At 30.7% G+C, this 25,656-nt stretch carries 34 protein-coding genes and 1 pseudogene; 2 read left to right on the top strand and 33 right to left on the bottom strand.

What is annotated here, in order from left to right:
- Positions 1–184: 184 nt before the first annotated feature.
- The 12 genes and pseudogenes from HNR33_RS02520 to HNR33_RS02465 all read right to left on the bottom strand — a co-directional run bounded on the left by HNR33_RS02520 (position 185) and on the right by HNR33_RS02465 (position 9,547).
- A complete protein-coding gene (locus tag HNR33_RS02520) occupies positions 185–982 on the bottom strand; it encodes a multinuclear nonheme iron-dependent oxidase (RefSeq protein ID WP_429079633.1) in 798 nt (265 codons plus the stop codon).
- 676 nt (positions 983–1,658) lie between these two features.
- Positions 1,659–2,450, bottom strand: a complete 792-nt coding sequence (locus HNR33_RS02515; RefSeq protein WP_429079631.1) for an N-formylglutamate amidohydrolase — start codon at positions 2,448–2,450, stop codon at positions 1,659–1,661.
- A gap of 258 nt (positions 2,451–2,708) precedes the next feature.
- A complete protein-coding gene (locus HNR33_RS02510; protein ID WP_429079630.1) occupies positions 2,709–2,936 on the bottom strand; it encodes a SpoIIE family protein phosphatase in 228 nt (75 codons plus the stop codon).
- A gap of 31 nt (positions 2,937–2,967) precedes the next feature.
- Complete coding sequence (locus HNR33_RS02505; protein ID WP_429079627.1) at positions 2,968–3,309, bottom strand: hypothetical protein; 342 nt, start codon at positions 3,307–3,309, stop codon at positions 2,968–2,970.
- 60 nt (positions 3,310–3,369) lie between these two features.
- Positions 3,370–3,615: a contact-dependent growth inhibition system immunity protein gene (locus tag HNR33_RS02500; protein ID WP_429080691.1), complete on the bottom strand. Its 246-nt coding sequence runs from the start codon at positions 3,613–3,615 to the stop codon at positions 3,370–3,372.
- A 279-nt stretch (positions 3,616–3,894) separates the two neighbouring features.
- Entirely contained in the window at positions 3,895–4,266 is a 372-nt protein-coding gene (locus tag HNR33_RS02495) for a hypothetical protein (RefSeq protein ID WP_429079625.1), read from the bottom strand.
- Positions 4,267–4,939: 673 nt separating this feature from the next.
- Entirely contained in the window at positions 4,940–5,380 is a 441-nt protein-coding gene (locus HNR33_RS02490; protein ID WP_429079622.1) for a GNAT family N-acetyltransferase, read from the bottom strand.
- Positions 5,381–5,821: 441 nt separating this feature from the next.
- Positions 5,822–6,250: a hypothetical protein gene (locus tag HNR33_RS02485; protein WP_429079619.1), complete on the bottom strand. Its 429-nt coding sequence runs from the start codon at positions 6,248–6,250 to the stop codon at positions 5,822–5,824.
- Positions 6,251–6,751: 501 nt separating this feature from the next.
- Positions 6,752–7,087: pseudogene (locus HNR33_RS02480) on the bottom strand (transposase); the annotation flags it as partial.
- Between the two features lie 15 nt (positions 7,088–7,102).
- Positions 7,103–7,354, bottom strand: a complete 252-nt coding sequence (locus HNR33_RS02475) for a transposase zinc-binding domain-containing protein (protein WP_429080688.1) — start codon at positions 7,352–7,354, stop codon at positions 7,103–7,105.
- Between the two features lie 56 nt (positions 7,355–7,410).
- Positions 7,411–7,632, bottom strand: a complete 222-nt coding sequence (locus HNR33_RS02470; protein WP_429079616.1) for a hypothetical protein — start codon at positions 7,630–7,632, stop codon at positions 7,411–7,413.
- A 214-nt stretch (positions 7,633–7,846) separates the two neighbouring features.
- Entirely contained in the window at positions 7,847–9,547 is a 1,701-nt protein-coding gene (locus tag HNR33_RS02465; RefSeq protein WP_429079614.1) for a S41 family peptidase, read from the bottom strand.
- Positions 9,548–10,000: 453 nt separating this feature from the next.
- Between HNR33_RS02465 and HNR33_RS02460 the strand changes: the two genes are divergently transcribed.
- Positions 10,001–10,468: a hypothetical protein gene (locus tag HNR33_RS02460; protein ID WP_429079612.1), complete on the top strand. Its 468-nt coding sequence runs from the start codon at positions 10,001–10,003 to the stop codon at positions 10,466–10,468.
- A gap of 198 nt (positions 10,469–10,666) precedes the next feature.
- On the opposite strand, the gene HNR33_RS02455 is transcribed toward HNR33_RS02460, so the two are convergent.
- The 6 genes from HNR33_RS02455 to HNR33_RS02430 all read right to left on the bottom strand — a co-directional run bounded on the left by HNR33_RS02455 (position 10,667) and on the right by HNR33_RS02430 (position 12,816).
- Positions 10,667–11,065 (bottom strand): GNAT family N-acetyltransferase, encoded by a 399-nt coding sequence (locus HNR33_RS02455; protein WP_429079610.1) that lies wholly within the window; start codon positions 11,063–11,065, stop codon positions 10,667–10,669.
- A 5-nt stretch (positions 11,066–11,070) separates the two neighbouring features.
- Complete coding sequence (locus HNR33_RS02450) at positions 11,071–11,382, bottom strand: hypothetical protein (RefSeq protein WP_429079607.1); 312 nt, start codon at positions 11,380–11,382, stop codon at positions 11,071–11,073.
- A 321-nt stretch (positions 11,383–11,703) separates the two neighbouring features.
- Entirely contained in the window at positions 11,704–11,988 is a 285-nt protein-coding gene (locus HNR33_RS02445; protein WP_429079605.1) for a hypothetical protein, read from the bottom strand.
- 152 nt (positions 11,989–12,140) lie between these two features.
- Positions 12,141–12,332, bottom strand: coding sequence for a hypothetical protein (locus tag HNR33_RS02440; protein WP_429079603.1), 192 nt, complete (start codon positions 12,330–12,332; stop codon positions 12,141–12,143).
- A 77-nt stretch (positions 12,333–12,409) separates the two neighbouring features.
- Positions 12,410–12,568: a hypothetical protein gene (locus tag HNR33_RS02435; RefSeq protein ID WP_429079600.1), complete on the bottom strand. Its 159-nt coding sequence runs from the start codon at positions 12,566–12,568 to the stop codon at positions 12,410–12,412.
- Between the two features lie 29 nt (positions 12,569–12,597).
- A complete protein-coding gene (locus HNR33_RS02430; RefSeq protein ID WP_429079598.1) occupies positions 12,598–12,816 on the bottom strand; it encodes a hypothetical protein in 219 nt (72 codons plus the stop codon).
- A 639-nt stretch (positions 12,817–13,455) separates the two neighbouring features.
- Between HNR33_RS02430 and HNR33_RS02425 the strand changes: the two genes are divergently transcribed.
- Positions 13,456–13,722: a helix-turn-helix domain-containing protein gene (locus HNR33_RS02425; protein WP_429080685.1), complete on the top strand. Its 267-nt coding sequence runs from the start codon at positions 13,456–13,458 to the stop codon at positions 13,720–13,722.
- Between the two features lie 768 nt (positions 13,723–14,490).
- On the opposite strand, the gene HNR33_RS02420 is transcribed toward HNR33_RS02425, so the two are convergent.
- The 15 genes from HNR33_RS02420 to HNR33_RS02350 form a co-directional block, all read right to left on the bottom strand.
- A complete protein-coding gene (locus HNR33_RS02420; protein ID WP_429079596.1) occupies positions 14,491–15,018 on the bottom strand; it encodes a GNAT family N-acetyltransferase in 528 nt (175 codons plus the stop codon).
- A 211-nt stretch (positions 15,019–15,229) separates the two neighbouring features.
- Entirely contained in the window at positions 15,230–15,661 is a 432-nt protein-coding gene (locus tag HNR33_RS02415) for a hypothetical protein (protein ID WP_429079594.1), read from the bottom strand.
- Positions 15,662–16,006: 345 nt separating this feature from the next.
- Positions 16,007–16,417 carry a VOC family protein gene (locus HNR33_RS02410; RefSeq protein ID WP_429079591.1) on the bottom strand — a complete coding sequence of 137 codons (411 nt, stop codon included), beginning with the start codon at positions 16,415–16,417 and terminating at the stop codon, positions 16,007–16,009.
- Positions 16,418–16,741: 324 nt separating this feature from the next.
- Entirely contained in the window at positions 16,742–17,296 is a 555-nt protein-coding gene (locus tag HNR33_RS02405) for a Type 1 glutamine amidotransferase-like domain-containing protein (protein ID WP_429079589.1), read from the bottom strand.
- Between the two features lie 404 nt (positions 17,297–17,700).
- A complete protein-coding gene (locus HNR33_RS02400; protein WP_429079586.1) occupies positions 17,701–18,120 on the bottom strand; it encodes a VOC family protein in 420 nt (139 codons plus the stop codon).
- Between the two features lie 417 nt (positions 18,121–18,537).
- Positions 18,538–18,873, bottom strand: a complete 336-nt coding sequence (locus HNR33_RS02395) for a hypothetical protein (protein ID WP_429079584.1) — start codon at positions 18,871–18,873, stop codon at positions 18,538–18,540.
- A gap of 286 nt (positions 18,874–19,159) precedes the next feature.
- A complete protein-coding gene (locus tag HNR33_RS02390; protein WP_429079581.1) occupies positions 19,160–19,651 on the bottom strand; it encodes a GNAT family N-acetyltransferase in 492 nt (163 codons plus the stop codon).
- A gap of 425 nt (positions 19,652–20,076) precedes the next feature.
- Entirely contained in the window at positions 20,077–20,256 is a 180-nt protein-coding gene (locus HNR33_RS02385) for a hypothetical protein (protein WP_429079579.1), read from the bottom strand.
- A 170-nt stretch (positions 20,257–20,426) separates the two neighbouring features.
- On the bottom strand, positions 20,427–20,573 hold the full coding sequence (locus HNR33_RS02380) for a hypothetical protein (protein ID WP_429079577.1): 147 nt from the start codon (positions 20,571–20,573) through the stop codon (positions 20,427–20,429).
- Positions 20,574–20,669: 96 nt separating this feature from the next.
- Positions 20,670–20,810: a hypothetical protein gene (locus tag HNR33_RS02375; protein ID WP_429079575.1), complete on the bottom strand. Its 141-nt coding sequence runs from the start codon at positions 20,808–20,810 to the stop codon at positions 20,670–20,672.
- A gap of 502 nt (positions 20,811–21,312) precedes the next feature.
- The gene (locus HNR33_RS02370; RefSeq protein WP_429079573.1) at positions 21,313–21,756 is read right to left on the bottom strand and encodes a hypothetical protein; all 444 of its coding nucleotides are present in this window, start codon (positions 21,754–21,756) and stop codon (positions 21,313–21,315) included.
- 257 nt (positions 21,757–22,013) lie between these two features.
- The gene (locus HNR33_RS02365; protein ID WP_429079571.1) at positions 22,014–22,730 is read right to left on the bottom strand and encodes an HD domain-containing protein; all 717 of its coding nucleotides are present in this window, start codon (positions 22,728–22,730) and stop codon (positions 22,014–22,016) included.
- Positions 22,731–23,009: 279 nt separating this feature from the next.
- Complete coding sequence (locus HNR33_RS02360) at positions 23,010–23,594, bottom strand: HAD family hydrolase (RefSeq protein ID WP_429079569.1); 585 nt, start codon at positions 23,592–23,594, stop codon at positions 23,010–23,012.
- Positions 23,595–23,730: 136 nt separating this feature from the next.
- The gene (locus HNR33_RS02355) at positions 23,731–24,246 is read right to left on the bottom strand and encodes a hypothetical protein (RefSeq protein ID WP_429079567.1); all 516 of its coding nucleotides are present in this window, start codon (positions 24,244–24,246) and stop codon (positions 23,731–23,733) included.
- Positions 24,247–24,500: 254 nt separating this feature from the next.
- Positions 24,501–25,265, bottom strand: coding sequence for a GNAT family N-acetyltransferase (locus tag HNR33_RS02350; protein ID WP_429079565.1), 765 nt, complete (start codon positions 25,263–25,265; stop codon positions 24,501–24,503).
- Positions 25,266–25,656: the final 391 nt, after the last annotated feature.

Raw genomic sequence — 25,656 nt, 5'->3', positions numbered from 1 at the left:
ATTTTATGTCTTGGGTGTTTTTTGCATAATATGAATGTTTTGTAAGTTCTTCTCTTCTATATGTTTTATAATTAATTTCAACTCTTTAACTGAATATTTATCAATTTTCATTAAAATCTCCTCTCATATGCTTTCCGTGGACTATCTGCCAATACTACGTTAAGTAAGGTTTCTTTATTCTCCATCATTTAGCTAGTCCATATAACCGTTTTAATTGTCTTTCTATTGCATTAATATCACTTCGTCCAGAAAGCTTTGGTCGTCCTACCCCACCATATTCCAAAGTTAAATACTTTATCTGGCACTTAGCTAGTAACCATTCAATAATTTCATAATCATCTTCTTCCATTTCTAAATGTTTATCTTTTATCCCATGTACAGGGTCATTGAAAGTACCATTAACATGTAATTCTATAACTCGATTAAGTGGAAACTCTGATAAATATGACTTTAATGTTTTGCCCTTATGTGACGCACTTACCTTTGCATGTCCAATATCTAAAGTTATGTTAAGGTTTATTTGTTCACACATTTCATGAAACAATTGCGGCTCTGAAGTCAGAGAATGATTTCCCAATGAGTCGTAATATGCTGAATAAGGATAATTTTCTATTGTAAGTGGAACACAGAGCTTGTTTTTCCAATGCCCAAGAACATATTCTAGACGTGCAATTACTTCTTCATAAGATGGGTCTTCTGTATCGAAGTCTTCCTTCTCAACATAACAGTGTAATGCACTAATTGGTGATTTTAAGTATGTTAATCTCTCATTAATCCAATTAAAGTCTATTCTATTAAAATCTTTCATGGTAGCTCGTTCTTCATGACCCATATAATGAACCATTATAGGCTTAGCAGCTTTTGCAATCTCTAAATGATCTTTACATACATCATCTATAGCAATCTTAATATAATCTACATCTACTCTTTTCTCATCTAGTAATTGTAAAAGTTCTACAGAATAATTACATCCAATTTGCATCAATATCTCTCCTTTTGTCTGTAAAATTAGCATTTCCTCTAATTGTTTTATTCTAGTATACTACCTGCATTTTAATAGTAAAAAAATTTCACTTAACGCCTACGCATTCAAGATGCCTTAATTCCTTAGTCAAATTGGTTTTAGGGGTTAAGGTGTAATTTAGTTTCTGCGAAGGCTTGACCCTATTTAAACCAAAGCGAATTTGAATGCTTTGTTAGCAGATGGAGAATATTTTCCGAATATTAACTTTAATATTCATATATTTATAAATATTAATCCACACATTTTTCCTTTGATTCAATATTCTAATCATTTAAATTATTTTCAATCAAAATTACTTCACTATAAGTTTTAATTAAATTATCTTTCAAAAATAACTCACCATTCTTACCAATTGCATAAATTTTATTTAACCTTTCTTTTAATACTTTAGAAATACATTCTAACGTATAATTACTACTTTACTATTCTCTTTGATATATTCTTTTAATTCATCCTTAGGTCTTCAAATATACTCATTTCTGTAATCAGCTATATTTCTTTTATAGCTTTCTTGGCGCACTAACGTCCCAAGAGTTTACAAAGTTCATGAATCTTAGCCAGATTTGGCTTAGGATCATAAATTTTGGTGAAGCAATAGCGAAACTATAACCCTATGTTAAGTGAAGTGCGGACTCTATTTATATACACTCTGCTTACCTAACTCATTTCTTATTTTTTTAAAAACTCTTTCTAATCTCTCTTTAGTATTATTAAATAAAACATCATTTTTACTTTTCAACTCTTCCTCCCCAAAAAAACGATTTTCTATATAAGTAGTATATCTTAACTCAATTTGTAAAGCCTCAACATTATCTAAAGTACTATATTTAGAAACAATATGACCACCTCTAAGTCCCTTCTCATCAACCTTCACTTTAAATTTTTCTGAAACAAAAGCTTTATAAACAATATCTAAAAAATTGTGTGAACAGGCACTCCTTTCCTTCGTTCCAAGAACTACATCGGCTGTAGACTGTGCATAAAAACTATGCAGGTCAAATAAATATACTTTTTTCATTTCTTGTAAGACCCTATTTATCTCACTTATTAACAACGAATGATATGGTAAGTATATATCATTAATCCTATTTTCAATTTCTTCCATCGATAATGGTTTATTATAAATATCTTTATTAAATGTAGTCCTCGTATATATTAATGATTCTTTATAATCTCCACAATTAAATTTTTTCTCTATATTTCTATTTACATCTATAACATACCGACTATAATTTGTTGATAAACTGGTTATATCCAATTTAATTAAAAAACTATATAGTTCATTTAAGAACCAGTCATTATTTGTCAATATTATTTTTTCTCTCATTTTCTTTTTCATTTCTCTTGTTATACGTGAAGAACCATGTGGAATACTTGCAATTATGTTATTTATCTTATTACTTCTTTTTATTGTTACTGAATCCAATTATTTTCACTTCCTATCTACTTTAGCTTTTTTCCGTTACCATAAAGCCAATGATGGCTCATCACCTCTGAAATGGTAGTTAAATAGATCTTTTCATACAAGGACTTTCACTTTGCTTGGCGTACTAATGTTTTGATGTTTCTGACACTAAGGTCCTTAAAACGGCGCCTCTTAGGAGTGGGGTACGATCTCACCCCTAAGCCTTTCCCGCTACACCTTTAGAAGAATATTTGTATTAGTCGATTGTGGTAATGGCCCTCAAAGCTCCGCTGCAATTATCGTCATGTCATCTAGCCTATTAGCAGGACATCTTTTTTTTACCATCGAGAAAAGATTTCTACAGTAGTCTTCAATAGAATATGAATTTCTCAATGCACTAACAAACTCACTTTCGTCTATCCAGTCAGAAACTCCATCAGTACAAATAATTAAAACATCACCGCATGTGATCAAATATTCTTCTAATGCAATTTGGGGAATAATCATGGGCAGGAAATTATCAAAAAGAGAGCACATTTCATTCGGTAGAGAAAAAATAGCTTTTTCTATTTCTTCCTTGGTTAGAAATTACTGCCATAGTCATTGTCCCAAAAGATAAACATCCATCCTTTTGAGATTTCTTAACCAATCTATCGTTAGCTTCCTTAATACAGTGAATGATGTAATCAAGTGGCTTCAGATTTAGGTAAGAGTAATCAAATTCTTTGACTGTATTCATACATATAACTCCTGCACCAACCTTATCAAAAGCACCTGATGCTCCATCTGATATTGCAAATACATTATTATCTCGTGATATATAATAACTATCAGCATTAATACTAGAAGCTCCTACCTCTGTTAATCCAAAGCAGTTCATAGAGTACCCCTCCTAAAATTTGCATCATCATATCGACTAACTAGTATGTTAGCATGTGTTTCATTTGCTTCCTAAAAATTCATTTATAATGCTTTTGATCTCTCTAATATGACTGTTTATTACTCTCATTAATCTATCTTTTTGTTCTTCTTTAATCTTCCAATAATCTTTATTAATGGATAATACACTTTTTAATAAATCCCCTGCATAAAAATCTCTTTCAGCTAGATTGTTTTGCTCAAGTACTTCTATAGCTAATTGAATTAAATATTCTAAACCTAGTTCTTGTCCAACCATAAGTCTAATAATTCTATTATTATATATTTCTACACACTTCGCATTTAAGCTAGATTGAAACTTCGAAAATGTCCCCTATATAATCTATTTTAATTAATTTAACATCATGCAATTTCCAGTTTTCATAATCATATCTAATCATAGATCTTCCTAGATAGCCATTTATAACACTCCATAAAATAAATAATATACAACGATTTTAATCAAACTGCCTATTTATTTTATCTGCTATTTCTCTAAGTTTAATTATGCTAAACTCTTTTTTGTTATAACATAATTTAATTTTTATTAATTATCCCACTTAAAATCATAGTTACCTGTTGAATTTTCTGTTTTAACTGAAAGCAACCAATCACCCTCAACTGTCTCAAATAGTTTTGTCTCTTTAAAGTTTTTATCCCCCTCAGATGTACCACTCCAAACAATCTCGTCCTTTGGATTTTTGACTTCCCATATAAATTTTCCTTCTTGAATTTCAATTTGAAGTGACAATTTCACGTGCTTTTTCCCATAATTAACCTTAAATCCGTGTTGTTCATTCAAATTATTTTCTTTAGTAAATGCCGTATAGTTTTTTCCTGTACTCTTAGAAACACCACATCCAGAAAAAACCAACAAAAATAATAACGTTATACAAAAACACACTAATTTTCTTTTCATCTTTTTACCTCCAAAATTTATTTACTTCAATAATACGCTTTAATTTCGTTCTCATTACTGATCTTATTAATAGATGAATTAAAACCATATGTTATATAACTTTCTTGCTATTCTTCTCAGTGAGATTTGCTTTAGTTGTCTAACCCTACATGTCCGACTAAAGTTTTCTTTGAGAACTACGTATATTTGTTATCCGCTTACATATGTAGACAGTTCTCCTGACCTCAGAGTGCTAGGGGACACGATTAACAAGGCTGTATATGCTTCAGGGATACGGTTCCCCTATGGTTTATATGATTCTCTGATAAAGAAACTAAGCAATTCACCTAAAAGTTAAGAAGCCGACTTTTAGTTCACTGCTTATGTGTACACTTCACCATGACTGCCGCCAGACATAGCGCAACACTCGATAAAGTTGGTTGGCTAAACCTTGACTTATATGGACTTTCACCATATCAGAAGTTCCAAGCTTCGCTTGGCATACTAACGTCTTGCACTCAAGACGTTCCTGAGCCTAGCCAGACCTGACTTGATGAAGGAATGTGATTTGACAGTCTTTTTAATGCCAAAGTGAACTTGAGTGCTTTGTTAGGTGTAGTTTTCACCATTTTACTTTAAGTTTAGACTCTAGATCTATTGATTTATTCGTTTTCATAAAAATTGTGTCTTAACTTTAATAATAACTCTTTCTAAAACCTGTAATCTCCCTAAATTTATTGTTTTTGTAAAACTCATCTGCCCCTTCAGTTGATAGCAAATCTAATCTTGTGTGAGGATATAACCCATGACATACATCAAGTAATGCTTTACCTATCCCTTTTCCACGATACCTAGTATCAACTATAATTTCTGCTATATATGTTGTTATTTTTCCATCTGTTAATGCACGAACTAGTCCTATCACTTTATCACCTTCAACTGCAACGAGAGTAATATTTGAGTTATTCCATGCTTCCAATGCATCGCCTTCTCTATTTATAAAAGTCATCCAGCCTTCTTGTGCATATAATGTTTTGACCAAAGGAAAATCCGTTTCAACAAATTGTCTAATTAAAATTTCTTTTGGTAACTTTATCTGAGAAAGCAAGGCCTCTTTTATATTATATCCATACATAAAAATACGTTCCTTTCGTATTATATTAATATTTTATCTCTATAAAAATAAATCTAAAAATTTTTAAGCTGCTGCTATGTTTTAAAAATTACACCTAACGTTCTTACAGCTTCTGATGTCCTACATGGCTTTTTATATGATATTAGAAACTGTATGTTAGGTGATGGACGATGTCCCAATCCTCAGAGGATGACATGGACGTCAGCCTCTGAGGCAAATATTTTACTTCAGGTCCTAACCTTAGCTATACTGATCTCTTATTAAGTATATAATAAATCGATTCTCAGTATTATATTCTTTAAATATAATATCCTTGTATACTTCAATTTTAAAATATGGATTTATTAAAGTTTTAATACTTTCTTATTTTAAGTTCCATAAATATAACCCACTTATCTTTATAAAATGAAAACTCAATTCCACAAAACCGCTTTACCATGACTATAAGTTGATATTTTTGCTGTGAACTCGACTTAGTATTACATACACAAATCCTATAAATCCAATTGCTAAAATAAAAACACCTATCCAAACCTCGTATATCCATAAACCACTAGTACGCATAGATTCAATAAAGAGTCTTGAAAACCAATAACCTCCTTTTAATAAAAAACATAAGAAACCAATAGCATTGTATAATATATTTTTTTTGGAACTTAGTAGCCATGCCCCAATAAAATTGGTTACTATGTCTATAGACCATAACCCCCATTCAAGTGAACCTACTTGAAACGCTATTAATAAAATAATTAAATTAAAATAAAACGGTAGTAATAAAAAGCAAAAAAGAATTTTGTAATTATTTCTAAGCATAAATATCTCCTCTCTTTCATGTAGATACCCCTCTTTTGTATGATTTTTCTTTAGCACCTTTTTATCTATTTATTGTTGTATCGCCATCACCTTCTACTTCTTAAAAACCTTTTATATCATTTAATTTTCCAACCATGAATCAACAATTTTGCCATAATATCAGTACGATTACGTTTCTAATTGCACCATGGACGGTGCATCTATACATTGTTTTTCACCAAACTCTCAGGATTGTATCTTAAGTTGAAAATACAAAATAAATAACCTACAATATTCTAGATTATTAATCAGGAGCTATAACCACTCAATACTTTTTTCAATTTCAGATACAATTCAGTTTAACGGTGCCTCGTATCACCATGCTATGGGGTTTCAATCCTTCCTATTTTTTTGTATTTGAGAAATTCTTTTATTTCTTTCAAACTTCTATATAGTTTAGATAATATATTTGATATTTTTTGTATTATTCCTTTAATTTTACAATAATTTATTATTTATTCATCAGCTCTTCTTAAAAATAAACATATTTCTCCTAAGGACCTGTCCCCTTTAAAACTTTCATATTTTTAATGGAGCTACTGATATCTTTACGCCTGGCGGCGAATAACACCTTAGTTTAACTCTTTCTTTTCTAACCATATGTCCTTTACTACAACATGGACATATGGTGAAATTAATTCGAGTTAATCTAAGAATTAATTCCTGCCAGCTTTTTTTGTCTTTTGTATTCATTGTCTTTTTACATACTTTAAGTAATTGTTTGCATTTTTTTAGGTTAGTTACTCTATTTCTATTGCTTAATATTCCATAGTGCCTTATCTTAACAAATCCACGAGGTAATATATGCAGTAAAAGCCTGCGTATAAATTCAAATACATCTAGAGTCATAGTCTTATTCTTGTTATCATTTCAATAATCTCTCCACTTAAATGTAACTTTGTTATCTTCTAGACATCTTTCTTTATTAAGACTTTGACACTTTGGACAATGTCTACTCCGACAGGAGTTATACGAAATCCTTGTATGTCCACATTCATTACATTTATCTATATGTCTACCCAGTTTAGCTGTACGGCAGAATTCTATTGCACTCATAGCTTTTAGAATATTTAATGGCAGTTTGTATTTTTCTCTATAGGCTTGGCCATATTTACTAAATATATCTGCTACTTAAAGGTATTCTTTAAGTTTGAAAAACCTGAACTATCATTAGTAAACTAACAACCCTCAATATAGATCGTGTCAATAAAAACATCAGATGAAAATATACTTCTCCTATACTTACCACCTATCTTTATAATAGTATTTTGAATAATTCCTTCTCCTCCAAGTTTATATTTCACAGCAGGTAATTCTTTATTTATTGGAATTGCAGAAGTAAATATGCTATATATAACAAATATAATTAATATACCAACCAATATATATCTATTTATCATTATGCCCCCATTCGACTTTAGACTAACATTATTACATTCTATAATTTAAAAGCATGGTATTCAGTTTTTTGTTCAATTTCAGCAAACGTTTCGCATCTGCGATGTCCCATCATCTTAGAAGGAGGCGCGCATGCCCTGATAAGGGCAAATATGCCAACTGTCCGACGGACTTATGTGGTGGGATGTGGAAGTCTCAAATAATTTCTCTATAACACTATTTAATTTCTAATATTCTTTGCATTACTGGGTCTATATTGTTAAAATAATCATCTGCATTTGGTTCAACAATTATATCTGGAACAAATGAGTCTAGGTCTTCACTTGAGGGTGTGAAATATTTTGTGGAATAACTAATTTTAGTATGAGTGTTAATTAAGTTCAACTTCTTAACTTCTCCATAACTGTTTGGTTTGCCACCTGTAGGTTCTCCAATAAAAGTCGCATTAGTTTCATTTTCAAATGTTAAAGCATTTAATATTGCAGATGAAAATGTTTGTCTTCCAACTATTACAAACAATTTTTCGGGTTGATCTAGTCTCTCTCTTTTTTTAAGTTCAACAAAAAAAGGATCTAATATAGGAGAAGATCCTCCTCCGTTATTCCTTAAATCAATTACAAGCTTATTTATAGAATTGTTATCAATAAAGTCAAAGAGCTCCTTGTTAAAATCTGAAAAAGATTTACCGTTCATATTTACACAAGAATTATATTGAAAATACAATAACTTTTCTTCTTCAAGAAATTCGTACCAATAATTTTTATCACTATTCTTCAAATATAGCATTCTTTCAGGTTTATCCATATAGCTATTTTGTAAATCCGTCTTATTAAATATGCTAGGTTCAACTTCAACACTTTTTTCATTTCCATTTTTGTCTATAAAAATAAATTTTGCTGTTTCTAATTTTGTGATTTTTAAACCATTTAAAAATTCTGGGATAATCATTTCTTTTGCAATTAAGTTTTTAAACAGATATTCATTTTCATGAGAAATTATGGGTTGAAATAACTTTACAATTTCTTCAACACTTTTACCATTTATACTCTTTAGTTTAAGGCCAATGAATTCACTATATTCAGGTACAGTGTTTAATAAGTAAATTCCATCATTAAAATAGTAAAATATAAAAGGGTATCCTTTTATGGGATTAAACTCAAATCGTGTATGTGCATCACCTACAGATGCTATCAATTTACTCACTTCAACAATCATTTCATCATCTGTTAGTGAAGGTATTTTTTCTTTTATACTTTCTACATTAGTTAAAAATTCTTCTTTTTCTACTTTAAAGAATAAATTCTTATGATTCATAGGCAATTGTTCCCATATAAATTCAATATCAGCTAACCATTTAGCGTCTCTATCACCATTAACTTTTTGACTGCTAGTATATTTATTACTATATTCTAATTCACTCAAAGACCCAAAGTCATTAAACTCAAAGGTGTTTTTTATTTGATCCATTAAAGATTGACAATTATTATAGTCATTAGCTTGACATTCAAAATTCATTTCGAAAAGCATATCTTTTTCTTGAACATAATAAAAAGTGCTTATTATCTCATCATTCTCTTCAAGTTTAATTTTATATCCTTTATTTCCGCCAACAATACATTCTTCAAAATCTTCTTCAATGTCTTTTACACTTTCTTCAAGATAATTTTCATAGAAACGAGTTGCCTTTACTTTCAATGAAAATTGATTATCCTCCTTTGAAAAAACTACTGTATTTGTACCATCTTGATTTATAACTAATTCAGGTTCTAGCCAATTTGATGGATATTGTATAGTATAATTACCATTAGAATATGTTTTAAATTCACTCATCCACTCATCTTTATTATTACAGCATACAAATAAGAAACTTATTAATACAAGTATTGATAATACACTCACCCTTTTTATAATTTTCATTTTATATTCCTCCTTGAAACATTGCTTAAAATTTTCTATAGTCATAAAAACCATTTGCATGACCCTCAACGCTAAAGTGTCTAATTAATCCTACATCTGTTCTTTCGACTCGCCTAGTTTAATAGTAAAAAAATTCAATAATGCTATCGTTGCAATATTCATACGTTTTTCGTAGACTGTATGCAAATAGTTTGTTCGTATTATTAGCTTATACCGGTTTAATCTTAATATAAGTCTTTTTTTGTCAATAATCTAAATATAAACTATGTAAAGAACGTATGTATTGTTGTAACCTAGACCCCGTCGCTTAAAGTGTTAGATCCTATGCTAAACTTGTTACCTCGATTAAGCTGGTTGGGGCTTTGACCTCGCATCACTTCGCGAACCTGAGGAGCCGTTGATGCTAATAGAATCCCTAAAGTATATTACTTTAATAGCTTCATGCCTGCTAGATTGCCTGACAGTATTATTAGCAATCAAAGAACTGTCTGTCGGCATTATGAGGATTTTAATATTCTCTACACTGAAGCTATTCTTAGGTTAAGAAATATTTTAGATGTTATTTTTCCTAATTACGATAAGCTCTTTTCTTCTGTCTCCAGTAAAATTTTTCTTAATTTTCTTTCTAATTTTAAAACTCCTGAGGATGTATTAAATGCTAATTTTAAAGAGCTTGTACAATCTCTAAGAGTGCGTGGTAGAGCCAAATCCTGGCCTGCTGAAAAAGCTAAGTTAATAATAGAAACTGCCAAAGAAAGCTTACCTAATAATACGTCCTTGCAGTCTAATGTTTATGCTTTAGAGCAATATATTAATTTACTCACTTGCATACAAAGTATATTGACTGATGTACGGGATCAAATGATTACTTTGGCTAAGCGTTCTCCTCAATATGAGCTTCTCCTATCCATTCAGCGGTAAAGCATTTAATTTAAATCATTAATTATTACTTGATTCTTACCATGCAGTAGTATTTTTAAAACCTATTTTTTATAGGTCTATTTATTATACCTATTTTTATTATATTCTATTTTTTTCAAAAAAACCTTGACAGCCATTAGCTGGTTTAAGTGTTGTAAACGCTGACCTTTCAGAAATGTCCTATAAAATCTATTTATATTAACCAGTAATTCTATATCTCCCTAATGTACAGTATTGTTTAAATCCTATCTTTTTATAGATTACTTCTCCTAATGAAGTAGCTTGAAGAGTTGAAATTTTATAACCAGTTGCTTTAGCATAATACAATGGTGCTAATGTGATTTGTTTTCCAATCCCTTTGCTTCTATACTCAGGTAAAGTTGCAACATGATATATACCGGCAACTCCATTAGATAAAAATAATAATGATGAAGCAACAGGCTTTCCTTTATAAGTGCCTAGATAAAATTTAAACTTATTATTGAAGTTCAAATTTCTAATTGTATCATAAAAAGTTCTCATTTGTGTTTTCTTCACATTAAACAATCCTATACAAACAACATCAGCCCAATGAAGTAATGATTGTTCATCTTTCACTTCCTTTATTTCAAACTCACATTACAAAAATTAGAATTATTAATCTCGTCTAAATATAATGCCATACCAATAGCTTCCGATTTCTTAATAAAGCCATATTTTTTTAAATATAAATCAATATCAGCAGGTCTTGTCGATGGCCCAGTCATTACTAGCTTCGGTAATTTTCCAAATTTTATTCCGTCTACAATTTGTATTAATTTTTCATCTATATTTTGTTGTTCTAATCTTATATCAAAAATTCCAGTAGGCCAATTTAAATTTTTACCTTTTACCCACTTATAATCATTACCAATATATACTTCATTTTTATTCAATTTGCTAACCTCAATAAAAAAATCAAAAAAATTTTTTTCAATTGCAATTTTAATTTCAACTTTAGATAGATGATTAATATCTAGTATTTTATCTATCTACTCACTTCCTCTTTCTTTATATAAACTAATTAAGTATAACTCCCTTAATTTAACAGACCCATAAGGAATACGATTATAGCATTTATTTCACCTAACGTTTTTGATAGTACCCATGTTATCCGCGTTTTCTATGAAATATCGGTACTATCTTTTTATACGAAGGCGATCATGCTTTAATCCCAAAAGTACTATTTAATTTTATTTCATTATATAGTTTTTCATTTATATTTTATATATATTATTGATTTCTGAATTGGTCCATCCCATTCTGGTTCTCTGACTTCTCCAAAAATACTGAGCAAGAGCATTATTTTCAATTTGCCCTACCTTCCATTCTCCTTTAAATCTATCAAATATCATTTTTGCTACTCCTTTGCCAACTCCTAATTTTCTATACTTTTTCACAACAAAAAATTCTGCAATTGAGTAAACATTATTATCTTCTAGATTAATTCCTATTTTTCTTACAAGAGCAAATTCTCCCCAATTTTTATTAACTCTAATCAAAAATGTTAGATGTAGTTTTCGCCACTTCACCTTAAGCTTAGTCTAATCTAATTACTTATTGATTTGTTTCGTATTATAAGAAAAATATTAATTATTCATTTACTCTATTATAGCAATATTATTATCTGTAATTATTATAGCATGATTATCTGCTAATTTAATACTAGGGCAATTATAGCTTTTACATGTGCAGTTGTGAGCTCTTCTTCTCCTATATCTGTCTCTTTTCCGTAAATAAATAACCCATTTTTCAATATGTCTTCAACATTCCATTCTGTTAATGATAAATCATACTTAGAATTTATATCATTCGCTATCTTAGAATACAGCTTCATCATTCCCATACTGTATGTTGAATATTTAATTAACTTACCATCCTTGAATAAGGCAGTATCAACACTTAGTCCATCTATATCAATGACTAATCCATCTTTCTCATTCTGTGTATAGAATGATCCTGTATTTTCTTATCATTATTAAGATTCATCTCGCTGTCATTGTATGATCTAACAGTACTTTTAAGAATTGCTCCCTTACTTGTTTTTGTATAAGTACTGCCTTTATTGATGCCTATGGTCAATGTATTTCCTCCTTTCAAAATATGTTGCTTCATTCCACATAATAGTTTTTATCTAATAAAATTTGCTCATTGTTTGCTCTACGCTTTATTTCTTTTTTTACTTCATTAAATAAACGCATCTTTTTATCTTTATCCCAAGATAATTTATCAATACAGTTTATTATTAATTGAGCATGAAGTTCTGTCACTCTTTCTTGCAGCATCCTTTTTCCTTCTTCGGTTTCTGGATAATGTACTACTATTTCCAAGGAACCACCCCCAATTCTTTGTTAGTTCATTATATGAAAACGAAAAATTGTCCTATGATTAAACCCAAATATGATTGTCTTAGCAACAAATGGTTGTCCCATTACACTTTACTATGATAAAATTTTCCTTAAAGAGAGTTATGTCAAAGCTTGAAAATAAGATATTACTATTAAGATATTTAACTCTTTATTAACCTATCGATAAGTTTGTTCTCAAAAAAATCTCGTTAACTAATTGCAAAGACATATTTAGAATTTTAGCAATCTTTAATATCTCATTGCGGTTAAATTCAACTAGCTCTACCTCTTTTCTATTATAAGTTTTTAACGACATACCTAGATTAATCGAAAGCTACTCTTGAGTATAACCTTGTTCAACTCTTATACCTCTTAGTTTTGCACTATTCATGACTTCACCTCCCTTTTACTTACCACTCGATTAACTATATGTCAATATACCGTTTGGTTAATGTCAATAGATTAATTATAATTTTGGTTATTTTTTTAACTTTTCTACAAAACCATTATAATAATGGTTAATAGGGGGTTTTGTAAATGGATAAGTTTATAAGAAGACTTCAGTTTTTATTAGAGCAAAAAACATAATCCAAAAATAACTTACTAAAAAAATGGGTATTAATTGAAGTAACTATTTCTAGATACATAAATGGTGGAAGAAAGCCACGAATTGAAATTGCTAACAAAATTGCGGAAGTTTTAGATATTACTACAAATTATCTACTTGAAAATAGTGACATTATTCATCTCCACAATAATGATTCTAATTTAACTCAGAGTGAACTAGAACTATTAAGGAAAATTCAATCAGATCCTGACCTAAGCATCCTTTTTAATGATTTGAAATCAGCTCCTAAAAAGAATTTTAAGCAACTTCTAAGAACTTGAGATTTCATTAATGAACAGTTTGAAGATATGGATAAAGAAAATGAATAGCCATTTTTAATATAAAATATGATAACAACGCATATATATTGGAGGGACTCAATGACTTTATCAGAAGTTATACTTAATCAAAATGTAAACTATCTTGAGAAAAAAGCTAATTCCATTTTATATGAACATAAATAGATTAAGTTTAATATTTGGACAATATCTTAATATGATAACTTACTACAAAGGAGAATTCTACGGATATACGCCAATAGAATAAATTTTTTGACTTTTGTGCTAACATAAGTTCGTAAGATCCAACTTATTTGAATAAAAATATTGTTATACATACACTCAATAAGCTTCTAGAGACTTAAACTACTATCTCCATTCTTTTTATTAGTCTATAAAAAAATTTAGCAGCCAAGTCTCTTAAATTTAGAGCCTTGGCTGCTTAGAATTATTTTATATTATTTTCACTATGTAATTGAAGGATTTTCTCTATGAAATAAGTTAATAGCTATAATGTTATTTATACTACAAATTAAAAACTTATATTTTATTGCAAGATATAAGAAAATCGCATCTTAATTTTAATCATGAATGGTTAAGTCACAAAAAATAAAATGCACTTTGATGTTAGTATAATATTGTAGACACGAAAATCCCGTGTTAGTTGCAGTGCTCACTTCACTTTGCTTCAGTCTATTCAAATTATACCCTTCGATATTAATCTGAATTTTCAACATTTACTACTCATTTAAAAGTATTATTCTCATTATCTCATAGCAATTTCTCATATAGTCTAAACCAGTCCAATCCGTAGTTTTCAAGCCCCAAGTCAACTGTATCAATATATTTAAACCCACATTTTTCGTACAACCTAATTGCAGGTATATTACCTTCGTAAACATCTAATCTAATTGATTTAGCTTGTGACTTAATACTGTGTTCAATTGAAAAGTCCATTAATGCTTTACCTATACCACATTTTAAAAATTTTGGATGTACTACAAATGTATGTACAACAAAAACATCTGAATAATCAGACTCAACTCCCCACTTTGCTTTATAATATGCAGGTTCAGGTTCATGACTTAAAATAACTGAACCAACAATTCTACCCTTGTGCTTTGCTACATAGAGATTATCATGTTTTATTCCATCAATTGCATTTTGTCTAACAGGATATATACCCTTTTTCCATCCAGGATAGTTTACTCCTTTTTCCAAATAGTCATTCAAATCGTTATAAAGTTGCTCTAATTCATCAATATCGTTTTCTTTTCCTAAGTCGATAATGGTATCCATATCTGTAAACCTCCAACCAATATAAAATACAAATGACCTTTATAATATTCTGCTGCTGTGAAAAAACTCATTTAGGAATTGAAACTATGGGCATAGGCAAGGCTTTGAAGTTATCTTCGGCTCTTATAAAATATAAGTACTACAGTGTTATACGGTGCAGATGCAAAGCCTTTGTAACCAAAGCATTCACTCATACCTTTAATAAAGACACCTACCATGTTATTTTAATCTTATCACTAGCCTCTTTCCCAATAATAGCAATTTTAATTTTCTGGTCACTACTCTTAATTTTTATATTGCTTCCAAATTCGTGTATTTTCACTTGCTCTCCATCATCTTTTTCAGTTTCTTTTTTTGCGTCTTTATATTCATCTTCAGATAAAATAATTTCAGTAATAATATTATCTTTAGAATCTCTAAATTGTAATACTATAGCTCCTTCTGTAATTAGATATTTATATCCAATTTTATATGTTTTTCCTTGTTTAGTATTAAATGATCTAATATCCTCGCCATCTAACCTTGAGAATTCCATCTTTATTTTTCCATATTCTGATTCTTCTACTATATCTTTATGACTTGCTATATTCTCAAATTCAAGCGTATTCCTGCTACACCCAGTAAATATAATAAATACAATCATAATAAAACAGATTATTATTTTTCGCAATCTCAGGTTTTCCTCCTAAACATTCAATGATTCATTAAATCTATTCTACTTATGAATAGTAATATATATTAATAAAACCTAGTTTCACTCGAAAAAATACTCAAGGCATCTGTATTGCATAACGGCTCCACATCCAAGACGTCAGCCAGCTTTACAAGAATTTTAAAAAGCTTTACATAGCTCTTATATTAGATTTTCAAATTTCTGACTTGGTTAGCTGGAATCCGACACCATCAAAGTTGCATTCAGCACTACCTAAAACTTATTTTTATTTCACAATATATGAAGATAATAAACTAACTAAACATCTAATTATAATTATTCTGTATGGCTGGTATCGTCATTACCTGAACATATTTCAATTAGGTTTCCTTCTGGGTCTGCAACATAACAGACACGCATACCATAAGGCTCAGTAGTAGGCTTATAAACTGGTTTTGCTCCTGCCTTTATGACACGTTCAAATTCTATATCTACATCAGAATATTTAGGAACATCGAAACATAACTCCATATTACCATTTATGCCTTTATTCCAATGAAATACCTCAGGTATAGAATTTTCAAAACCTTCTCTTGTGCATAGAATAAAATGATGAATTTGTCCTTCCATTTCAACGGCTGTAAATCCACTACCATCCCAATTTATATTTAATCCCATTACATCTTTGTAAAATTTAACCATAACCTCCATATTATTTACGTATAATCCAATTGTTCCTAATCTCATTATTACCCCTCCATTAGTTAAAATAATCTTTTAGTTTACAATATTTTACTGTTGCGATTTAAATCTTTTTCCATCCATAAAAACCATTGTCCTCTTTCTAAAGGATTTCAGCTAACGTTTCGCACTCAAGACGTCCTTGAGCCTTAGCCAAATCTGACTTGGCGTAAGGATGTGCTTTGGCTCTTCGAAGGCTTGACCACACTTCTACTAAAGCGAACTTGAGTGTAATGTTAGGTGTAGTTTTCGCCACTTCACCTTAAGCTTAGTCTAATCTAAATACTTATTGATTTGTTTCGTACTATAAGAAAAATACTAATTATTCATTTACTCTATTATAGCAATTTCATTATCTTTAATTATTATGGCTTGATTGTCCGTTAATTTAATATTCGGACAGTCGCTTGTATTTAAATATCCACATTCTGTACCTTCTTCTGCGTGAACATTGAGTGTACAATTGATATAACCTAAATTGTTAGGTAAATTTTGTGACATAACAACACTCCCTGCACTTACTCCTACGTATACCCCACCGTTTTGTAAAAATTCTTTCAATGGAATGTTAAAATTAGTTTCATTCATTTTGTTAAATAAATGTTGTGTAGTTCCACCGCAAACATATATCACATTAAAATTACAAATTTCATCACAGCTCATAATTCTATCTAAATCATATGTAACTATATTATATTCCAAAATACCAGCATCTAAAAGGTCATTTTTACACGCTGGAATCCACACCTTTGCATCCTCTGTTATTGCAGCAGTTGGAATAAAAATAACTTTAATTTTATCATTAGATATATTTACTAATTCTAAAAATTTATCTTTAATGTTTTTATTAGTAAATCCAGTAGATGTTAATATCAAATTTTGCATATTTAACCCTCCTAATTTTTCAATAGTAAAAATGTATCGCTATATTTTTCGATTATGTCTCAGCAAAATTAATCTTAAAACTTCCAAGCTAATACTCTATTTTATAAAATTACACCTAACGTTCCATGCCACCGACGTTCCTGAACTGGACCCAAAAGGAATACTACTTGATGTGCTTGCACCGGTGAAGAAATGTGCCTTGGCGTTTTTTTAGAATTTATTATTTAAATGATACTATTCAATATAATACCTATCAGATTCAATCACTTTTCCCTGCTAAGGCGAACGGCAACATTTTGTTAGGCGATGGATCATAACACAGCTACTGTGGTCTTATACAAACACTTTGACTTTTATTTAAGTGCCTATTAAGTTAAATCGGACTAAGATCATAATAATTGAAATTATCGCTCAGTTTGCTCCGTCATCAATTCCCATCTCATTCCAAACTTATCTATAAGTGAAATGAAACATGATGAATAAGTAGTACTTTGCATTGGAGCAAGAATAATCGCATCATTTTTTAAGAGGCTATATGCCTTTTTAACTTCATTAGCGGTATCAAAAGTAACAACCAGTGAAAGTGAATTCCCAGGTATATGTTCATTTTCCTCTGAAATATCAGACATTATTAAACGAGTATTTCCGAGCATAACTTCAGCATGATATACACGCCCAGAATATTTGTTATCTGAAACATAATCAATTGGGTTCGCATCTTTATTTTTAAACATGCAAAGAATATCAATGTTAAAAACTTCCTTATACAGTTCTATTGCATCCTTACAATTCCCACGAAAATGAAAATTCGGCGTAACAATCATATATCTTTCTCCTTTACAAAATAATCTTATTTGAAACTCTTACATTATGCATTGTCCAAAGCTTCTAATTACTACTTTCAAAATCTGCTCATGGTCTTTCGCCTAACTTTTACGTGTCCCTGACGTTTTCCAAGCCATTCATGTGCTCAGAAAATGTGTTGGGACTTCTACAAAAACTTGACCCTCGCCAGCCACAACGAATGTGGACACATTGCTAGGCGGTGTACCCTCCACTTTTCACTGAACTATAAAAAACAAATAATCTTACTCAGTCTCGTCCATTTTGAACTCTAATGATGCTTCTATCAGTTCATTATTATCATCTAGGTCTTTTAGAACTTTATCAACGCCTTGGATTTCAAAACTTCTCACCAATATTATATTAGGAATATGCATCCCTGGGAGATTAACGTTAGGTTAATTTAAAATTTTTGACAGTAATTTAAGAGTAAGTAATTTACACCATCTTTTTGTATAATCACTTAGATTAAAACTAACCTCAACCCATGTTAAATAATCATCTCTTTCAACCAGTTCAATATTATCGTCAAACTTCCAGTCAATTAGCATATGTATTTCCTTACCTTCTAAATCAAAATCATAATATGAAAACCATCTTCTTCTCCCATTATCACTAACTATTCCTATTAATGTCTTATCTTCATTTACATCAATTACTTTATACTTTTTGCCTCGAGTCAACACATACGGATATGAATTTGCAATTTTGCATGTAACTTCACTTGAAATCATTTTTCCTCCAATAACTCTACACATGATTTTTTATTTTTGTATTATTCTATATAAAATGCCCTATGTATCAAAAGGTATATCCCTAACGTTGTTGCATGTCCGACATTCTGAGCCTAAGATAGTTCTTTTCTTAGTGGAGGCATGTGTACTGGTGCTAATCCAAAGTCTATCCCTCCAGCATGAACGGTCATGCTGTGTTAGAGGATATATAGTGACCCGCAGAGCTAAAATCTGACACGGACGTAAACTCCTTTTATTAAACAATGTGAAGATGCTATGATATTTTTCATCTAATTTTTGCATACAGCAGGCTATCAAAACAGTTATCTTGAAACTTTATTGCCTTTTTTAATATTCCTTCTTGTACAAAGTTATTTTTTATAGCAACTTTTTCACTTGCCTTATTTTGTGGATCCATACGAATTTCAAGTCTTATCAATTTCAGCTCATCAAATGCAATTTTCTCTAACTTTTTTACAACTTCAGTAGCAATGCCTTTATTAAAGAAATTTCTATCTATAAAATATCCTAACTCTCCAATATGGGAATTATCTTGAAGTATTCTTATCTCACACCCTCCTACTACATCACCGTTATAAATAATTGAATAATTGTATTCAAGGTTATTTTCCCTTTTATATTCCCGTCTCTTAATCCATTCTCGCTCTAACTCAACACTCTCAGGAATTGTTGCATAATAAAATTCGAATTTTCCTTCTGTAAGTATCCTAAAAAATGCTTCCGCATCTTCTATTATTGGATAACGTAGTTCAATCATATAGTCTTCCCCCTAAAATAAACAATTCAATTCTTCCATCATATAGAGTAAATATGATATTAAAAATAAAATAGTTAATCCCTATCAGCCCCGCGCATGGACATGTGATAATGCACTATCTGTACTCTAACGTCCTGCATTTGAGGCGTTTCAAAGTCTTAGCCAAACCTGGTTTAGTCTTTGAAATGTGTGCTGGACTGTCCCAGAGATTAACCCTCACCAGCGCGAACTCACATGCTGCGTTATATGCTGTGGCAATTATCTTCCCATGTTTAATTCAATACCAATATTTTATTGCAGTATAAGGAAATATTATGAATTAACAGAATTTCATAATATACTAATAAATCACATTGCCTTGGGAATTATACATCATAGTTAAAGAGTAGTTTTCATCATTCGGTAAGCATTGCAACCATATGTATTTATTGTCTACTATGTGTAATGGTCGCCCTCCAACTTCTACAATGAGCGGCTCTCTGACTTTGTCCAGATAAATAACTGATACATACCCCTTCAAAGTCGTCGTTTTCAACATATGATAGCTTAAATCTTCTTTCCAATATCCTATTCCAGTTAGGTCTATCCACAAATTTTCTTTCCATGATTTCTCCTTATATTAAAAAAACTCCAGGGAGCCTGTCCTGACAATAAAGCACAAGGACGCACATTCCTTTGCATCTGATTTCGAGTAACGTTTCTCGTATTATAGTTGTCGTATATATTTTTCATAGGATGACTATAATACATTGTTGTAGGATGTGGAATTCCTTTTTTATATGAATTCAGTAAATTTATACTCATAATCACACCATTCATCTGATAATATCGCATATTCATCCCACCATATTGGCTGTCCATCAACCGTTTTCTTAGTGGTGCACATCGCCCTAGAATTACGCCCTAGTGCACCTTTACACAAATACATTGTTCTCCGAAACCAAGCGTCCCGTAACGACAGGACGTCGTACCCTTAAACATATCTACTTGATTTGAGTTGTGAAGATATATGCACTTTTTAATTTGAATTTTTATTTATATATACATTTAGTGCTTGCAAAACTTTATATAATACTACAATACTTGCTATATAGAGCAATACTTGTAGTATTTCTTTGCTAATCATTAATAAATAATAAACTCCTCCGATAGCTTGCATACAATAATCCTCCTTTGATTGATAATATCATGCCTTTACTGCTCAATCTATAAATAATGTGTTTCATTCCATAACTTTCCAACATCTTAGACAGTGAACTCTTATGCTTTTAGACCACTATGTAGGAATTTCTCTCCAGAAACAATATTGATACTTTAATTTAGTGTATTTAATTGCGAATGCTATAAACATGAATGCTATTACAACATATAAGAATTTCTTCAGAAAAGACGCTAAAAATAACAGACCTAAGACTATAACTAGACAATTGGATACATAAACGATCCCATTTTCTTGATGTTTTTATAAGACTACTTCTCATGAAATATAAAATATCTTTAATTCTCATAATTCTATCAATATGAACCAATATAGACTTCAAAGTATCTACTTATATAATCTGCGACAGGACGTCGTCACACTAGATAATTATCCCTCAGACTTCATTACTTCATAAATAAAGAATGTAAAATAACTCAACTACACATTATGCTCATAATATTCAATTTGATAATGCGATTATTTCTTCAAGAGTGTTTTTCCAATTTGGGTTATTTATTTTTAGATGTTTCCCATTAAATTGATCTGCAATTGAAATCCACTCATTTCCAATACAATCGATATTTAACCAAACACCAGACTCATTATCGTTTATAATGATTTCATACATATCTTTATCATTAAATCTTACCATGGTTGATAAATTTCTGGTAAAATCAGACTGAAGGATCAATATTTTTAACATCTCAACTTGATTAGCATTAAGTACATATTCTTGCTCATTTGCGACACCCTGATAACTCTTTCTGATCACTACATTGCTTGATGTTGTGATATTTGACACGCCAGTAATTTCGTCACCTGAAACATTAAAATATGAGTAAATAATTAAGCAAAATGATATAGCCATTACAATTCCTATAATTAGCTTAAGTGATTTTTTCATCATCGTCCCCCTTCATATAATATAAATAATCTCTAGTTCGCACTTTCTTACAATTGAAACTCTAATTCTTTTTCTAATCCCTCAAATTAGTACTCTCTTCCTTTAGGATTTCATCTAACGTCTACGCATTGCAGACCTTTCAATTACTTAGCCAGACTTGGCTTAGTAATTGAAAGGTCTGCTGGACTACCCCAAAGCTTGACCCTTGCCAGCACGAACTGCAATGCTTTGTTATGTGGCGTGCCTATGTATACTGATTACTTAACTAATTTTATTCTATCTTTAATATAATTCTCACAATGGTCTTTGATTTCTTTTAGTTGTGTGTTATCTGGTATATCTTTAAATATTTTATATATGTAGTTATTACTTTCAAATATTTTGAATGATTCATCATAAAACAAATCAAAAATTAATCCTAATAGAGATAATTTTCTATCGTATTGATACTTTATTTTTTTAAAATCCACTTGCCTATTATTTAGTATGTCATTAATAATTTCTTGTGAATAATTCTTTTCTAATGATAAATTTCCTAAATTATATTTTCTTCTTTCATCTTGCTTCGTTTCTAAAAAAAAAGCATCCAGTTTATCAGCATCTCTAATTAGTCTGCTATATAATTTGATTTCTTCTGTTTCATCACCAGGCACTAAAAAATAATTATGGTATTTAATTGCCTTTAATATTACTTCTCTTTCACTTTTTTCTAAACTTCTAAGCACATCTTGCTCCATTAATACTTGTATACTTAATTCCCCATGACTCCCAGTTATTGCGTCAGAAAATGTACCATACTCAGAATATTGCTTAAACCTTCCTAAATCATGATATAATCCAATTAGTTCACATAGCATCAAGCTTTTTTTATCTAGATTCAATGACCTACCAAGTTCTAAAATATTATCTTTAACTCGGTAAGTGTGTTCTAATTTTAGTTCATAATTCACACGTATATCTTCTGGAGTTTTCATTAATGGCTCAACATATTTATCTAACCATTCATAATAATAACTAAGATCACTATCTATAGAAACACCTTCTTTTATTTATTTTATAATGCTTTAAATTTTTACTAAGCATGTCACATAACAATCCTTGTAGTCTCGATATCTTACAAGGCTCTAGTAAGATATCGAGACTACTTTGTTATTGGATGGATTTCCTTCCAGACTGGTAGTATCTCATGGAGGTAGTAGCCTTTTTATTTTAATACTAACAATTTAACATAAATTACATAATAACAGTCAGTATTACATTGTATCTAGTATATCTATTAATTCCTTCCAATCATTTATTTCTAAGCATTTTCTTTTAGGCACTGTTTTATTTGTGTCTCTTATTGCCCCCTTATACCAAACAGGAAATATCCCGCAATCTGCTACGCCATCAACATCAAATACTGCGTTATCCCCACAGTACCAAACATCACTTGATTCAAGCTTTGCTTTTCTAAGTGAAAGTTCAAATATTCGCTTATATGGTTTTCTAAACACATATTCACTGCTCGCTATTATAAATTCAAAGTTATGTGATGAAATATATTTATCAATACTCTCCCTTAACGCAGATCCACTAAAAGATACATTACTTATTACACTTGTCCTTATTTCATTCTTTTTAAGATACAGCAAAACATTGCCAATATTTTTTGTTGACTCTACAGTAAAGGCAGCACTTTTAAAAATACGCTCTACTTCTTCATGAGATTTTGTCAATTCAATATCAAAGTATTCATAAAGGTATTTCTGAAAAATATGATTATGTACTTCTAACACCGGGTATTTTTTAAAGTCTTCCCCATATCTTCCAATATCCTTGTTTAGCTCAATAGCCAAATTCTGAATTGACTCAGCAGTAACACTATTTGGATTATTTATTGCTTCACGTAATACAGCTTTGGTACCTTTTGGCTAAGCGTTGGGAATACGCTGTTATGTGAAATCAGGACTCCGTATAGTATAACGTATCTTATTAATCTAATTTTCCCAAACTTTTTAAAGCCTCATATATTCTTTTGTCATTTCTAGAATCTTGCTGTTCAAGTCCGTATCGGATTGTATATTTACTTTTGTTTATTTTCCCTGACCATACGGAATTAATTGTTGGAATATCAGGATAGTATAGAGAAGATATTAAGGTCCAGAAGCTTCCTAAATACATTCTTGTGCCGTCCACAACAAAAACAAAAGGCTTACCGTCTAATGGTACTTTTCCTTCTAATCTTTGTTCTAGACTAATACCATCCTTAATTGAAAAAGTTTGCTCTTTCCAATTGTATATTTCAATTTCCTTATCAGTTAGTACTGGTACAGTCTCTAATGGTAGTTCATCAATATTTTTGCTCATAGCTTCTTTTGTAGATAAATCTTTAACTAAATATATTGAAAGGTTATGCTTAGTGTTATCCGAATTATTCTTGTTACAACCGAAAACTAATAACAACACGACTAGTAATAAAATAAATAATCTCACTTTATTTGATATCAAAGAAAACTCTCCTCCCCTTATCAACCTTATAGAGTAATCCGACATGCTGATTTCACATAACGGTTATGGGTTTACGAAGCTAATGAACTTTAGACAGATCTGGCTTGGTGAATCAATTTGGGTGGAACGACGATAGGAGTGGAACCGTAAATCCTGTGTTAGGTGAAGTTTCTGCCCCACGGAGTCAAAATCAACCAGGATAGCTGAACCTTTATCAATAATAATACCAATTATATGAGTATATAAGTTCAGTATTAAAATTGAATTTTACCGCATTCTTCTTCCACCCAAATATATGCCGGGACTTCTTCCTTAAATTCAAATCCTAAAGAAAGTGCAAGCTTCTGGGATTCTATTCTGTATGGCCATGTACACCAATCCGGTTCAATTCCACTTTCTAACAACTCATTTATTAAAATGATTGAAGTTTCTTTTGCGCATCCCATTTCACGATATGCTTCTTCAGTAGAAACATCAATCTCTGCATGTCCCTTGCCTAACATAAAACCTGAACAGAAACTTATACATTCTGTTCCCTCGAAAATACGACTTACTGGATATTCTTTTTTTGCTCCGTTACCTTGTTCATATAACAACTTATTTTCCACGCCATCTAGTGGTACCTGTCCGGCTTGCACTTCTTTAAATCGATCCCTGTTTAAACAAAATACCTTTCTATTATCTTTTAATCCATTATGTCTTGCAAATACTTCATTAAGTACTATATCCCACTTTTTATTAGGACAAAATACAACTGCTTCTTTTTGTCCTGTTTCAGCTAAATATTGCTTGAAAATTATTTTATCCAACATATCTATAATATTATCTGCTTCAGGATTTCCGGCTACATAGTGAAATGCAAAAGGTGTAAACAGTATTGCAACATGAGTGTCATTCTCTGAATCAACAAATAGTTGTCCATCATACTGACCCTCCAAAGATGAATATATCACTGGGATACTATGTGTATACTCATTAAACAGTGATAAGTACTTTTCTTTATTGTCTACCTTATTCATTTTTAACCTCTTTTCTATATTATTTTTTAAACTTTATTCTTACAATCTCGAATCTAGATGTAGGGGCTAAGCAGAAAATTTCACCTAACGCTCCGTATTTCCGACATCTCTGAACTGGACCCTTGAAGCCCTTCTCCCTGGCGGTGCTCGCACCCAGTGAAGAGATGTGCGTAGCGAACGGAAATATATTGTTCGTATTATTAGCTTATACCAGTTTAGTCTTGGTATAAGTCTTTTTTTGTCAATAATCTAGATATAAACTATGTAAAGAACGTATAGTTTGTTGGGGCCTAGACCCCGTCGTTTAAAGTGTTCAAGCCTAGGCTAGACTTGTTACCTCGATTAAGCTGGTTGGGGCTTTGACCCCGCATCACTTCGCGAACCTGAGGAG

The sequence above is a fragment of the Brassicibacter mesophilus genome, assembly GCF_050433385.1.
In the GTDB taxonomy this organism is placed as follows: domain Bacteria; phylum Bacillota; class Clostridia; order Tissierellales; family Proteiniboraceae; genus Brassicibacter; species Brassicibacter mesophilus.
This window is presented reverse-complemented; position numbering and strand designations above follow the sequence as displayed.